This is a genomic window from Streptomyces sp. NPDC004435 (genome assembly GCF_042873895.1).
Lineage (GTDB): Bacteria > Actinomycetota > Actinomycetes > Streptomycetales > Streptomycetaceae > Streptomyces.
In genome coordinates, this window is the sequence record NZ_JBIAMB010000005.1 from 192,776 (window position 1) to 207,016 (window position 14,241).

The following is a 14,241-nucleotide window of genomic DNA, read 5'->3' on the forward strand; positions in this document are numbered from 1 at the left end:
TTTTTCCTAAGCGCGGTGGGTGGTGGGCCTGACCAGCAGAACATGGCTGAGGACGGCCAGCGCGGCCGCCGCTCCTCCGGCGGCGAGCGGGCCCGCCGCCGGCTGGAGGGTCTGCGCGGCGGCGGCCAGCAGACAGACGGTGGCCGCGCCGAGGACGGCGCCGAACGCCTGGAGGAGGAGTCCCAGCCAGAGCACCGTGCCGACGAGCAGGAGGGCGAGCAGCCGGTCCGGGGTGGGCCAGGGAGCGCCGGGCCGGAGCAGGGTGGCGGCGAGGGTGAGAGCGAGCAGCGCGGTCAGATAGCCGCCGAGGCAGCCGAGCAGGGTGCCGGTGACCGAGCGGCGGAAGGCGCGGGCGGTGGTGAGGGTCCGCAGCCGGGCGAGGCTGCCGCCCCGGAAGCGGTGCAGCAGCCATTCGGCGGGCCCCATGGAGAGGGTGAGCGCGATGACCGCGCCGGCGCCGGTGGCGAGGGAGTCGCCGAGCCCGGCGTGGAGCACGAGGACCCCGCTGCCGAGGCCGAAGAGGCCGTACGGGACGGAGGCCGCGAGCGGTGGTCCGCCCCGCCCGGCGGCACCGGGCGCGGTGCCGGGGCGCAGGGTCCGGGCGGCGACCAGGCAGGCGGCGGTGAGCGAGAGGGCCGGGAGCCCGACGCGGAGCGCGTCGGGCAGGTCCCAGCGGAGGGCGGGGAGGGCTCCGAGGAGCGGCAGCAGGGCGGTGAGCAGGGCCCGTTCGCGGCCGAGGACGAGGAGGACGGTGGCGGCGGCGAGGTAGAGGGACTGGCCGGCGGCGAAGAGGGCGGCGGGCAGTTCGCCGTCGCGGGCCGCGGCGAAGGCGACGGCGGTGCCGGCGAGCGCGCCGGCGGGGGCGCCGCGGAGCAGGGCGCGGGCGGCGGCGGCCCGGTCGCCGAGTCCCAGCCAGGTGTAGGCGCGGTGGGAGAGGGCCTGGTTCCACACCCAGCCGGTGACGGCGCCGGCGAGCAGCGGAACGGTGCCGGCGGGGAGCCCGTACCGCCCGTGGGTGCCGGCGAGCAGGGGTCCGGCCAGGACGTAGGCGAGGCCGGGGAGGGCGAAGACGAGGCCGCGCAGCAGGCAGCCGCCGAGTCCGGCGAGGGGGCCGGGGGCGGCCGGGTCGCGCCGGGGCGGAGCGGGGTGGCGCCGCTCCCCGCGCGCGTACAGGTCCTCGGCGAGGGTGAAGGAATCGTTCCGCCCGTAGGCGAGGCGGATGTGGTCGTCGGTCATGCCGTCGGCTTCGAGGAGCGCGGCGATCTCGTCCGGGTGCACGGCCGTCGCCACGAACTCGTCGAGCCGGAGCGCGAGTTCGTCGAGGGGGTCGGCGGCGGCGCCGGGCGGCCCCTCGGGCGCCGGGGCGGACGCGGCCTCGGGCGGTGTGCCGGGCGTGGTCGACGCGGTCGGTGCTGTCGGGGTGCCCGGCGTCGGGCGGGCCGTGGCGGGGGGCTGTCGTCGGGGGCGGGGCGGGGCCGGCAGGGGCGGGGCCGCGGTCGGGGGTTTCAGCCAGAGGGAGCCGCTCATGCCGGGGTGCCTTCCGGGATTCGGGACGCGCCGCGGCGCGGGGACGGGATGCTGACGCGCAGCGGCGGGACGGCGACGGGGGGCTCGGGGGTGCGGGGGGCCGCGAGTTCGCGGTAGATGCGGCGGAAGCCGTCGACCGAGCGGTGCAGGGTGAACTCGTCGATGACCCGCTGCCGGGCGCGGCGGCCGAGGTCGGCGCGGCGGGCGTCGTCGCGCAGCAGGGCGGAGACGGCGGCGGCCATGACGGCCGGTTCGCGGGGCGGGACGACGACACCGGTGTCGCCGACCGCCTCCCGTACCCCTCCGACGTCGGTGGAAACGGTGGCCCGGCCGCAGGACATGGCCTCGATGAGCGAGAAGGGGAAGCCCTCGCTGATGGAGGAGAGCATCACCACGCTGCCCGCGGCGTAGGCGGAGGGCACGTCGGAGACGCGGCCCTCGAAGGAAACGCCGTCGGCGACGCCGAGTTCGGCGGCGAGCTTCTCGAGGCGGGTCAGGTAGTCCTCGTTCCCGGCGGGGACGGGGCCGAAGAGACGGAGCCTCAGCTCGGGGAGTTCGGCGCGGGAGATCGCGTACGCCCGGATCAGGGTCTCCAGGTCCTTGATCGGGTCGACCCGGCCGCACCAGCTGAGCGTGGGGGTCCGCGGTTCGGGGCCGGCCTCGGGGAAGAGGGCGGGGTCGACGCCGTTGTAGACGGTGCGGATGCGGTCGGCGGGGGCGCCGCCGCGCTCCTCCCAGCGCCGGTTGTACTGGTTGCAGGGGGTGATGAGGTCGGCCCGGCGGTAGCCGAGGGAGTTCAGCTCGCGGTAGAAGCCGAGCATGAGGGCCTTGACGGGCCAGCGCTGGGCCTCGGTGCGGTAGCCGAGGTAGCGCTCGCGGAGGTAGATGCCGTGCTCGGTGAGCAGGAAGGGCACCCCTTCGAAGTGCTGCGCGGCGAGCGCGGGCAGGGTGGCGAGGCCGCTGGAGACGGCGTGCGCCACGCTGCCGTCGGCTATCCGGGCGCCGAGCGGGCGCAGGGCGTGTTCCAGCAGGTCGGTGGCGGTGAGGGCGTCGTGGACGGTGGGGCCGGCCGCACGCGTCGGCAGGTGCGGCATGGTCCAGATCCACATGAGGGAGCGGAGGGCCGCCTCGGAGCGGAGGGCCGGGGTGAGCCGGCCCTCGCGGGCGAGGGCGGCCAGCTCGTAGAGGCTGCCGGCGAGGTCGTGGCCGGCCTCCGGGTCGAGGAGGGCGAGCAGGAAGTGCTCGTAGGAGGCGAGGAAGCTGCGGCGTTCGCGCCCCCGCGGGGGCCGGGCCGCGCGGCGGGGCGCGGCCGGTCCCCGCGGGTGGCCCCAGAGGGGGAACGCGGTGTGCCGGGTGATGTTGGGCGGCAGCTCCCAGGTGACGGGTTCGCGGCCGCTGCCGGTGAGGGCGAGGATCTCGAAGGTGACCTCGGGCATGCCCCGGACGAGCTGGTCGCACCAGGTGCTGACCCCGCCGTGGACGTGCGGATAGGTTCCCTCGGTGAGCATGGTGACGTGACGGCCACGGCTCGGCATGTACGTGTCCCCCCAGAACGTGCTGGTCAGGCGGTCGGGAGCTGGAGTGTGACGGCGGTCTGGAGCAGTTCCGGCGCGGTCCAGTCGGAGCGGCTGCCGGCGTAGGCGGTGCCGAACGCGCCGGTGCCGAGGAGGAGTTGCTTGCGGGTGCCCTCGGGGGCGGTGACGGGGATCTGGACACCGGCGGGGGCCTTGACGGTGACGGTCCCGCCGATGCGGTAGGCGGTGACCTTGCCGGCGGCGAGGGCCGCGTCCCAGGCGTCGCGGCGGGTCAGCTCGGTGCCGACGTCCTTCTGACGGGGGTTCACCAGGGGGGTGTTGGCGGCGAAGAGTCCCCGGTAGTCGGCGAGGATCCGGTCGAGGACCGGGTAGAGGAGGCGCTCCTCGGCCAGGTTGGACTGGTGGACGTAGTGCGGGCGGGGGTCGTTGGCGACGACGTGGCCGAGGGCGATGCGGGCCTCCTGCGGGGCGATGTACGCCGCGTAGCCGGTGGCCGGGTCGAGCGGGGCGGGCAGGCAGGTGGAGGCGGGGTTGGACTCGCAGACGCCGCTGCCGCCGTCGGCCCGGGAGGTGTAGATCCAGTTGTACTCGTCGGTCATCTCGGCGGCGGTGCCGACGTTGTAGTACACGTTCATGGGGTGCCGGGGCACGGTCTTCGCGGCGCCGATCGCCCGCTGGCGGGGCTCGCGGGAGTTGTCGCTGGCGATGGCCTTCACGCCGTTGTCGGCGAGGGCGCCGGCGAGGTTCGGATTGTCGGCGGGCTGCTGGGGCAGGGTCCTGAGGCCGGAGTGCTCGCCGGTGACGAGTTCGGAGCGGTCGACGGAGATGCCCTTGCGCGCCGCCCAGTCGAGGTTGTCGCGGATCTGGGCGGAGAGTTCGGCGCGGCTGACCCAGAGGGTGGCGCCGGAGGCGTTCTTCGCGCACTGCCAGGGGACGGTGGTGTTGTCCTGGACGCAGCCGAGGAAGGGGTGGGTGTAGGTGTGGTTGATCCAGCGGTACTGGGCGCGGTCGGCGATCAGCCGGGCGGCGAGCGGGTCGCTGCCGCCGTGCTCGGACTTCCACTGCTCGCCCTGGCCGCCGTTGTAGACCATGTCGAGGGTGAAGCCGGACGCCTTCTGCCAGGCGGCGGCGTGGGTGGCGTCGGCGGCCGTCATCCGGATGGGGTTCTCGGGCTCGCCGTCGCCGCCGACGCAGTCGAAGTCGCCGGGGGTGCAGTTGCGGACGGTGTCCCAGCGGGCGTCGGGGGCGAAGACGTCGTCGACGTGGACGGAGAGGTAGTTCCGGGACCGGCCGAGGTGGACGCCCTGGGTGAGCCAGTCGACGATGCCGCGGGCGAGGGCGCGGAACTGCCGCTGGTGCTGGTTGTAGGCGAAGGTGACGACGAGTTCGCGGCGCCCGTCGGCGGCGTACTCGCCGACCAGGCTGGCCCGGCCGCCGGCGCTGTCGGCGGGGATGTCGACGTAGCTGGTGAAGCCGGCCCGGGGGCGGCCCGCGTAGCCGTAGCTCTCGGAGATCGCCGGGTCGTTGTCCTCGAAGGTCAGGCTGCCCGCGAGGTAGCCGAAGGGACCGGCCTTCCCGGCGGGGGTGACGCCGGCGGTGGCGCCGTCGAGGACGCCGGACCAGCCGCCCTCGGTGGTGTAGTCGAGCCCGACGCCGGGGTGGGACCAGGTGTACGCGTCGACCTGCGGGATGCCGAAGGTCCGCTCGTACGTCTGGAGGGCGGTGTGCTCGGCGGAGTCGGGGCCGAAGGCGGTCTCGTGGGGCAGGACGACGCCCTGGTACTTGGCGCGGGGCCGGCCGTCGACCGTGTCGCTGAGGAAGCCGGCCGTGAGGACGGGCCGGTTCGGGTCGTTCAGGTCGAGGGTGCGGTACGGGACGCCGGAGCCCTTCAGCTCGGCGGTGATCGCCTCGACCGCGGTGCCGCCGTCGTCCACGACCAGGACGGTGAGGTCGATCCGGGGCGCCGGGGCGGTCGCGGCCTGCGCGGACGGCACCACGGTGGCGAGGAGCGCCGCCGCGGCGAGGGCCCCGGCGGTGCGGCCGGCGCGGCGCGGCGCCCCCTTGTTTCCGGACTTCCTCGGCGCGGCCGCGGGCATGCGGGATCTGTTCGCGGGCATGGTGTGGTGTCCCCCCTCGGCAGGTCCCCGGACGGGGAGGACCTGTGGAGATGAAGCGCGGGCGCGAGTGCCGCCCTTGCGTGAATGAGGCGAGTGTGGCGGCGGCGCGGGAGCCGGAAGGACAAACATGAAAGAGACACCACGGATGAGTGAACCGAAGCCGCGGTGAGCGAACCGGGCGAGCGAGCGTAGGCTCGTTCTCGGCGCTCATCGGGCCGAAATACGATGCGGCGGGCTCGGTCGGCCCATCCCTCGACCGCCACAGAACTCAATGGAAGCGAGATTTCACCACCGTGACTGCTCTCACTCTCAGCACTGCCGGAGCGGCGACGCTGCGTGCCGACGCCCTCGTCGTCGGCGTCGCGAAGTCCGGGAAGACGCTCGTCGTCGCCCCGGGCGCGGAGGCCGTCGACAAGGCGTTCGACGGCCGGCTCGCCGCCGTCCTGGAGACCCTGGGTGCCTCGGGTGGAGAGGGTGAGGCGACCAAGCTCCCCGCGCCCGCCGGCCTGAAGGCCCCCGTCGTGCTCGCCGTCGGCCTCGGCTCCGCCCCCGAGGACGGCGAGCCGTACGACACCGAGACGCTCCGTCGCGCCGCCGGCACCGCCGCCCGCGTCCTGTTCGGCACGAAGAAGGCCGCGTTCGCGCTGCCGATCGCCTCGGCCGAGGACACCGGCGCGATCGCCGAGGGCGCGCTGCTCGGCGCGTACTCCTTCGACGCCTGGAAGGAGGAGGTCAAGGACGCCAAGAAGCCGCTGGCCGAGGTGGCGCTGCTCGGTGCCAAGCCGCGCGACAAGGCCCACAAGGCCGCCGCGGACCGCGCCCTGGCCGTGGCCGAGGAGATCAACCGCGCCCGCGACCTCGTCAACACCCCGCCGAACGGCCTCACCCCGGCCTCCTTCGCCGCGATCGCCCAGGCCGCCGGCAAGGAGCACGGCCTGAAGGTCCAGGTCCTCGACGAGAAGGCGCTCGCCAAGGGCGGCTACGGCGGCATCCTCGGCGTCGGCGCCGGCTCGGAGAACCCGCCGCGCCTGGTCAAGGTCGCCTACACCCACCCGAAGGCGGAGAAGTCGCTTGCCCTGGTCGGCAAGGGCATCACCTACGACTCGGGCGGCATCTCCCTGAAGCCGGCCGGCCACAACGAGACGATGAAGTGCGACATGGCCGGCGCCGCCGCCGTCCTCGCCGCCGTCGTCTCCGCCGCCCGCGTCGGCCTGGAGGTCAACGTCACGGCGTGGCTGGCCCTCGCCGAGAACATGCCGTCCGGCTCCGCCACCCGCCCGGGTGACGTGCTGCGCATGTACAGCGGCAAGACCGTCGAGGTCCTGAACACCGACGCCGAGGGCCGGCTCGTCCTCGCCGACGCGCTCACCAAGGCGTCGGAGGAGCACCCGGACGCGATCGTCGACGTGGCGACCCTGACCGGCGCGATGGTGCTGGCCCTGGGCAACCGCACCTTCGGCATCATGGCCAACGACGACGAGTTCCGTACCGCGCTGCACGAGGTCGCTGAGGAGGTCGGCGAGCAGGCCTGGCCGATGCCGCTCCCCGCCGACCTGCGCAAGGGCATGGACTCCCCCACCGCCGACATGGCGAACATGGGCGAGCGGATGGGCGGCGGCCTGGTCGCCGGTCTCTTCCTCCAGGAGTTCGTGGGCGAGGGCATCACCTGGGCCCACCTGGACATCGCGGGCCCGGCCTTCCACGAGGGCGCCCCGTACGGCTACACGCACAAGGGCGGCACCGGCTCCTCGGTCCGCACCCTGGTGCGGCTCGCCGAGCTGACGGCGGCCGGCGAGCTCTGAGCCCGCCGACGCCACGAGGAGGCCCCGGACGCTTCGGCTCCGGGGCCTCCCGCGTCCCCGCGCCGCTGTTCGCTGCCGACGAAATCCGTAGATTCGTACGCCCTGGTGGGCGGCCGGACGGACGATCGCCCGGTCTCATCCACCGGCCCCGCGTCCCGCCATCCGTCAACAAGTGCGAAGATGGGTTCTCGGCAGGACAGGGCCCCCACCACAGGGCCGAAATAATGCGGCCGGACACCGGAGCCGCCGCCCGGTCATCGACGACCGGCGACGAGCGCACATGCATGGAGGACGTGACGTGGCGAACGACGCCAGCACCGTTTTCGACCTAGTGATCCTCGGCGGCGGTAGCGGCGGTTACGCCGCGGCGCTGCGCGGAGCGCAGCTGGGCCTGGACGTCGCACTGATCGAGAAGAACAAGCTCGGCGGCACCTGCCTGCACAACGGCTGCATCCCGACGAAGGCCCTGCTCCACGCCGGCGAGGTCGCCGACCAGGCGCGCGAGGCGGAGCAGTTCGGTGTCAAGGCCTCCTTCGAGGGCATCGACATCAAGGCCGTGCACAAGTACAAGGACGACGTGATCTCGGGCCTCTACAAGGGTCTGCAGGGTCTCGTCGCCTCCCGCAAGGTCACCTACATCGAGGGCACCGGCCGCCTGTCCTCCCCGACCTCCGTCGATGTCGACGGGCGCCGGGTCGAGGGCCGCCACGTCCTCCTCGCCACCGGTTCCGTGCCGAAGTCCCTGCCCGGCCTGGAGATCGACGGCAACCGCATCATCTCCTCGGACCACGCCCTCACCCTGGACCGGGTGCCGGAGTCCGCGATCATCCTCGGCGGCGGTGTGATCGGCGTGGAGTTCGCCTCCGCGTGGAAGTCCTTCGGCACCGACGTCACGGTGATCGAGGGTCTGAAGCACCTCGTCCCGGTCGAGGACGAGAACAGCTCGAAGCTGCTGGAGCGCGCCTTCCGCAAGCGGGGCATCAAGTTCAACCTCGGCACCTTCTTCCAGAGCGCCGAGTACACCGAGAACGGCGTGAAGGTCACCCTCGCCGACGGCAAGACCTTCGAGGCCGAGGTGCTGCTCGTCGCCATCGGCCGCGGCCCGGTCTCGGCCGGCCTCGGCTACGAGGAGCAGGGCATCGCGATGGACCGCGGCTACGTCCTGGCGGACGAGTACATGCGGACCAACGTGCCCACGATCTCCGCGGTCGGCGACCTGGTCCCGACCCTCCAGCTGGCCCACGTCGGCTTCGCCGAGGGCATCCTGGTGGCGGAGCGGCTGGCCGGTCTGAAGACCGTTCCGATCGACTACGACGGCGTGCCCCGGGTGACGTACTGCCACCCCGAGGTCGCCTCCGTCGGCATCACCGAGGCCAAGGCCAAGGAGATCTACGGCGCGGACAAGGTCGTCGCCCTCAAGTACAACCTCGCGGGCAACGGCAAGAGCAAGATCCTCAAGACCGCGGGCGAGATCAAGCTCGTCCAGGTCAAGGACGGTGCCGTGGTCGGCGTCCACATGGTCGGTGACCGCATGGGCGAGCAGGTCGGCGAAGCGCAGCTGATCTACAACTGGGAGGCGCTGCCGGCCGAGGTCGCGCAGCTCATCCACGCCCACCCGACGCAGAACGAGGCGCTCGGCGAGGCCCACCTGGCCCTGGCCGGCAAGCCTCTGCACTCCCACGACTGACGCTCACGTCACTCACAGGGCGCGACGACCAACTTCCGCAATTCGTTAGGAGCAACTGAAACCATGTCGGTTTCCGTAACCCTGCCGGCGCTCGGCGAGAGCGTCACCGAGGGCACCGTCACCCGCTGGCTCAAGGCCGAGGGCGAGCGCGTCGAGGCGGACGAGCCGCTGCTCGAGGTCTCGACCGACAAGGTCGACACCGAGATCCCCGCCCCCGCCTCCGGCATCCTCGCCTCCATCAAGGTGGCCGAGGACGAGACCGTCGAGGTCGGCGCCGAGCTCGCCATCATCGACGACGGCTCCGGCGCCCCCGCCGCGGCCCCCGCCACCGAGGCCGCTCCGGCCCCGGCCGCCGAGCCCGCCCCGGCGCCGGCCGCCGAGGCCCCGGCCGCCCCGGCCCCCGCCGCGGAGGCCCCGGCCGCGCCGGCCGCCCCCGCCGGTGGTGCCGAGGGCACCGACGTCGTGCTGCCCGCGCTGGGCGAGTCCGTCACCGAGGGCACCGTCACCCGCTGGCTGAAGTCGGTCGGCGAGACCGTCGAGGCCGACGAGCCGCTGCTCGAGGTCTCCACGGACAAGGTCGACACCGAGATCCCGGCGCCCGCCTCCGGCGTGCTCCTGGAGATCGTGGTCGGCGAGGACGAGACCGCCGAGGTCGGCGCCAAGCTGGCCGTCATCGGTGCCGCGGGTGCCGCTCCGGCCGCCCCGGCCCCGGCCGCCCCGGCCGCCCCCGCCGCCGCCCCGGCTCCGGCCGCGCCCGCCGCCCCGGCCCCGGCCCCCGCGCCGGCCGCCCCGGCCGCGCCCGCCGCCGCCCCGGCTCCGGTGGCCCCGGCCGCCCCGTCGATCGCTCCGGCGGTCGTCACCCCGGTTCCGGCCACCCCGGCCCCGGCCGCCGCCCCGGCTCCCGCCGAGGACGGCGCCTACGTGACCCCGCTGGTCCGCAAGCTCGCCACCGAGAACGGTGTCGACCTGGCGACCGTCAAGGGCTCCGGCGTCGGCGGCCGCATCCGCAAGCAGGACGTCATCGCGGCCGCCGAGGCCAAGAAGGCGGCCCCCGCCCCCGTCGCCGCCGCTCCGGCCGCCGCCGCGAAGGCCCCCGCCCTGGAGGTCTCCCCGCTGCGTGGCCAGACCGTCAAGATGACCCGCATGCGCAAGGTCATCGGCGACAACATGATGAAGGCGCTGCACACGCAGGCCCAGCTGACCTCGGTCGTCGAGGTCGACATCACCAAGCTGATGAAGCTGCGCGCCCGCGCCAAGGACGCCTTCGCCGCCCGTGAGGGCGTCAAGCTCTCCCCGATGCCCTTCTTCGTGAAGGCCGCGGCCCAGGCGCTGAAGGCCCACCCGGTCATCAACGCCCGGATCAACGAGGACGAGGGCACGATCACCTACTTCGACTCCGAGAACATCGGGATCGCGGTGGACTCCGAGAAGGGTCTGATGACCCCGGTCATCAAGGGTGCGGGCGACCTCAACATCGCCGGCATCTCCAAGAAGACCGCGGAGCTGGCGGGCGCCGTGCGCGCCTCCAAGATCACCCCGGACGACCTGGCCGGCGCCACCTTCACCATCTCCAACACGGGTTCGCGCGGTGCGCTGTTCGACACCGTCATCGTCCCGCCGAACCAGGTCGCCATCCTGGGCATCGGTGCCACGGTGAAGCGTCCGGCCGTCATCGAGACCGCCGAGGGCACGGTCATCGGCATCCGCGACATGACCTACCTGTCGCTGTCCTACGACCACCGTCTGGTGGACGGCGCCGACGCCGCCCGCTACCTGACGGCCGTCAAGGCGATCCTGGAGGCCGGCGAGTTCGAGGTGGACCTCGGTCTCTGAGGGCTCGTAGAGCTCCGCGCCTCCGAGGCAACGTAACGAGCCTCACCAGCGGTGTCCCCGTCCGGATGTGTGTCCGGGCGGGGGCACCGCCGTATTGTCTAAGGGTCACGAAACTCCCGGAGGAGCCGTTCCATGACCGTCCCCGTCGTCCACTCGCTGCGCGAGCAGATCCGCGAGCACATCGTGGAGGGGATCGTCAGCGGCCGCTGGAAGCCGGGCGAGCGGATCGTCGAGCGCCGGATCGCGACCGAGCTGGAGGTCTCCCAGACCCCGGTCCGCGAGGCGCTGCGCGAGCTGGAGTCGCTGCGGCTGATCGAGTCGGCGCCGAACAAGGGCGTCCGGGTCCGCAACCTCACCGCGGCCGACCTGGAGGAGAGCTATCCGGTCCGGGCCGGTCTGGAGCAGATCGCGGCGGAGCTGGCCGCGCCCCGGCTGTCGGCCGACTGCTCGACCCTGGAGCCGCACGTGGCGGCGCTGTACGAGGCGGACGCGACCTCCGACGGCACCGCGCAGGTCCGGCACACCGTGGCCTTCCACCGTGAGCTGGTGAAGGCCGCCGGCAACAGCGTGCTGCTGCACACCTGGGAGGGCCTGGGCATCGAGGTCTTCACGGCGCTGTCGATCCGCTGGTTGGGCACGGTGCAGAAGTCGTACGCGGAGGAGCACCAGGAGCTGGTGGAGGCCTTCCGCCGGAGCGATCCGAACATCGGGGCGCTCGTCAAGGCCCACGTCCTGGGCTGCGCCCCCCGCGCGTAGTCTTCTCGCAGGTCAGAGCCCCGCTTCGGCGGGGCTCCGGTCGTTTTCGAATCGTTCGAAAAGTCGGCACCGGGTGCCCCTTTTCGCGGCACCCTGTGCCGACTTTCTCGATCCGAAGAGGTTTCCCCCTTCAACCCTTTGATCGATCATCGATCGGCAGTTTAGAGTCTTCCGCGGGCCGCTACCCGGCCCTTCGCCCTGTCCTGCCAGACAAGGCACCCGTTTTTATCTCCACCCATCAGTCCGGAAGGCGGCGATCATGACCGATCCCGTAGGCAAGATTCCGAGTGAGCTCGACCAGCTCCCGGACCGTGACACCGAGGAGACCGCCGAGTGGGCGGCCTCCCTGGACGCCGTCACCAAGGCCGCCGGCCCCCACCGGGCCGCCTACCTGATGCGCCGGACGCTCCAGCACGCCGAGGGCGCGGGCCTGGCCCTGCCCAAGCTGCTGGAGACGGACTACCTCAACACCATCCCCACCTCCGCCGAGCCCGTCATCGACGGCGACGAGGAGCTGGAGCGGAAGATCACCGCCTGGAACCGCTGGAACGCGGCCGCGATGGTCACCCGCGGCTCCAAGCACGGCGTCGGCGGCCACATCGCCACCTTCGCCTCCGCGGCCTGGCTCTACGAGACCGGCTTCAACCACTTCTTCCAGGGCAAGGAGGGGGACGGCTCCGGCGACCAGCTCTACATCCAGGGCCACGCCTCCCCCGGCATCTACGCCCGCGCCTTCCTCGACGGCCGCCTGGACGAGTCGCACCTCGACAACTTCCGGCAGGAGTCGGGCGGCAACGGCCTGCCCTCCTACCCGCACCCGCGCCGCCTCCCCTGGCTGTGGGAGTTCCCCACCGTCTCCATGGGCCTCGGCCCGCTCTCCGCGATCTACCAGGCGCGCTTCAACCGCTACCTGACCAACCGCGGCATCAAGGACGTCTCCGCCTCGCACGTGTGGGCGTTCCTCGGCGACGGCGAGATGGACGAGCCCGAGTCGACCGCGGCACTCGCGCTGGCGGCCCGCGAGGGTCTGGACAACCTGACCTTCGTCATCAACTGCAACCTGCAGCGCCTCGACGGCCCGGTCCGCGCCAACTTCAAGATCGTGCAGGAGCTGGAGGCCCAGTTCCGCGGCGCCGGCTGGAACGTCGTCAAGAGCCTGTGGGGCAACGCCTGGGACGAGCTCTTCGCGCTCGACACCACGGGCGCCCTGGTCCGCCGCCTCCGCGAGGTGCCGGACGCGCAGGTCCAGACGTACCAGACCCGCGACGCCGCCTACATCCGCCAGGACTTCTTCGGCAAGGACCCGGCGCTCGCCGCGATGGCGCAGCTGATCTCCGACGACAAGATCCTGGAGTGCTTCCACCTCTCGCGCGGTGGCCACGAGCCGCGCAAGGTGTACGCCGCGTACAAGGCCGCCCTGGAGTTCAAGGGCGCCCCGACCGTGATCCTGGCGCAGACCGTCAAGGGCTTCACCCTCGGTGAGGGCTTCGCGTCGAAGAACGCGAACCACCAGATGAAGAAGCTGACGACGGACGAGTTCAAGAACATGCGTGACCTTCTTGAGCTGCCCATCTCGGACGCGCAGTTCGTCGACGGCGTGGTGCCCTACGGCCACCCCGGCGCCGACTCCCCCGAGGTCCGCTACCTCCAGGAGCGCCGCGCGGCCCTCGGCGGTCCCGCCCCGGCCCGCCGCGTCCACCCGGTCGCCCCGCTCCCGGCCGCCCCGGAGAAGGCGTTCGCCTCCTTCGACAAGGGCTCCGGCTCGCAGTCGATCGCCACCACGATGGCCTTCGTCCGCCTGGTGAAGGACCTGGTCCGCGACAAGGAGACCGGCAAGCGCTGGGTCCCGATCGTCCCGGACGAGGCCCGCACCTTCGGCATGGAGTCCCTCTTCCCCTCGCTCGGCATCTACTCGCCGAAGGGCCAGACGTACGAGCCGGTCGACCGCGACCAGCTGATGTACTACAAGGAGGCCGTCAACGGCCAGATCCTGAACGAGGGCATCACCGAGGCCGGCTCGATGGCCGACTTCATCGCCGCGTCGACCGCGTACTCCACGCACGGCGAGACGATGATCCCGTTCTACATCTTCTACTCGATGTTCGGCTGGCAGCGGACCGCCGACCAGATGTGGCAGCTCGGCGACCAGCTCGGCCGCGGCTTCCTCGTCGGCGCCACCGCCGGCCGCACCACCCTGACCGGTGAGGGCCTCCAGCACGCCGACGGCCACTCCCCCGTCATCGCGGCCACCAACCCGGCCGCCCTGACCTACGACCCGGCGTTCGCCTACGAGGTCGCGGCCATCGTCAAGGAGGGTCTGCGCCGGATGTACGGCGAGGCCGCGCCGGGCGAGGACCAGGACGTCTTCTACTACCTGACGGTCTACAACGAGCCGATGCCGCAGCCGGCCAAGCCGGGCCACGCGGGCGTCGACGAGGGCATCGTCAAGGGCCTCTACCGCTTCAACACCGCCGAGTCGGCCGGGGTGACCGTGCCGGCCAACGCGCCGCGGATCCAGCTGCTCGGCTCGGGCACCGCGATCCACTGGGCCCTGGAGGCGCAGAAGCTGCTCGCCGAGGAGTGGGGCGTGGCCGCCGACGTGTGGTCCGCCACCTCCTGGACCGAGCTGCGCCGCGACGCGCTGGAGGCGGACGCCGCCCTGCTGCGCGGCGAGGAGCGCGTCCCGTACGTGCGCCAGGCCCTCGCGGGCGTCGAGTCGCCGGTCCTGGCGGTCTCCGACTACATGCGCCAGGTCCCGGACCAGATCGCGCAGTGGGTCGAGCAGGACTACTCGTCGCTGGGCGCCGACGGCTTCGGCCTCTCGGACACCCGCGCCGCCGCCCGCCGCCACTTCGGTGTCGACGCGCAGTCGATCGTGGCCGCCTCCCTGGCCCAGCTCGCCCGCCGCGGCGAGGTCCCGGCCACCGCGGTGAAGGAGGCGCGCGAGCGCTACGGCCTCTGACGGCCCGGAGGCGAACCGAGCC

At 72.9% G+C, this 14,241-nt stretch carries 8 protein-coding genes; 5 read left to right on the forward strand and 3 right to left on the reverse strand.

Going from position 1 to position 14,241, the window contains the following annotated elements; translation table 11 throughout:
- Positions 1-6 precede the first annotated feature (6 nt).
- From ACFYT9_RS10965 to ACFYT9_RS10975, 3 genes are read right to left on the reverse strand one after another with little or no spacing between them, the layout of a single operon-like run.
- Positions 7-1,527: a hypothetical protein gene (locus ACFYT9_RS10965; RefSeq protein ID WP_389162260.1), complete on the reverse strand. Its 1,521-nt coding sequence runs from the start codon at positions 1,525-1,527 to the stop codon at positions 7-9.
- Positions 1,524-3,062 (reverse strand): GT4 family glycosyltransferase PelF, encoded by a 1,539-nt coding sequence (gene pelF, locus ACFYT9_RS10970; protein WP_389162262.1) that lies wholly within the window; start codon positions 3,060-3,062, stop codon positions 1,524-1,526. Before pelF ends, ACFYT9_RS10965 begins: the two co-directional genes overlap by 4 nt.
- 26 nt (positions 3,063-3,088) lie before the next feature.
- Complete coding sequence (locus tag ACFYT9_RS10975) at positions 3,089-5,179, reverse strand: hypothetical protein (protein ID WP_387279508.1); 2,091 nt, start codon at positions 5,177-5,179, stop codon at positions 3,089-3,091.
- Positions 5,180-5,472: 293 nt separating this feature from the next.
- On the opposite strand from ACFYT9_RS10975, the gene ACFYT9_RS10980 reads away from it, so the two are divergent.
- The 5 genes from ACFYT9_RS10980 to aceE all read left to right on the forward strand — a co-directional run bounded on the left by ACFYT9_RS10980 (position 5,473) and on the right by aceE (position 14,219).
- Positions 5,473-6,981, forward strand: a complete 1,509-nt coding sequence (locus tag ACFYT9_RS10980; protein ID WP_376599947.1) for a leucyl aminopeptidase — start codon at positions 5,473-5,475, stop codon at positions 6,979-6,981.
- A gap of 298 nt (positions 6,982-7,279) precedes the next feature.
- The gene (gene lpdA / locus ACFYT9_RS10985; RefSeq protein ID WP_376599946.1) at positions 7,280-8,668 is read left to right on the forward strand and encodes a dihydrolipoyl dehydrogenase; all 1,389 of its coding nucleotides are present in this window, start codon (positions 7,280-7,282) and stop codon (positions 8,666-8,668) included.
- 63 nt (positions 8,669-8,731) lie between these two features.
- Positions 8,732-10,501 (forward strand): 2-oxoglutarate dehydrogenase, E2 component, dihydrolipoamide succinyltransferase, encoded by a 1,770-nt coding sequence (gene sucB / locus ACFYT9_RS10990; RefSeq protein ID WP_389162265.1) that lies wholly within the window; start codon positions 8,732-8,734, stop codon positions 10,499-10,501.
- 132 nt (positions 10,502-10,633) lie between these two features.
- Complete coding sequence (locus tag ACFYT9_RS10995; protein WP_360321671.1) at positions 10,634-11,257, forward strand: GntR family transcriptional regulator; 624 nt, start codon at positions 10,634-10,636, stop codon at positions 11,255-11,257.
- Between the two features lie 259 nt (positions 11,258-11,516).
- The gene (aceE, locus tag ACFYT9_RS11000) at positions 11,517-14,219 is read left to right on the forward strand and encodes a pyruvate dehydrogenase (acetyl-transferring), homodimeric type (RefSeq protein ID WP_389162267.1); all 2,703 of its coding nucleotides are present in this window, start codon (positions 11,517-11,519) and stop codon (positions 14,217-14,219) included.
- Positions 14,220-14,241 lie beyond the last annotated feature (22 nt).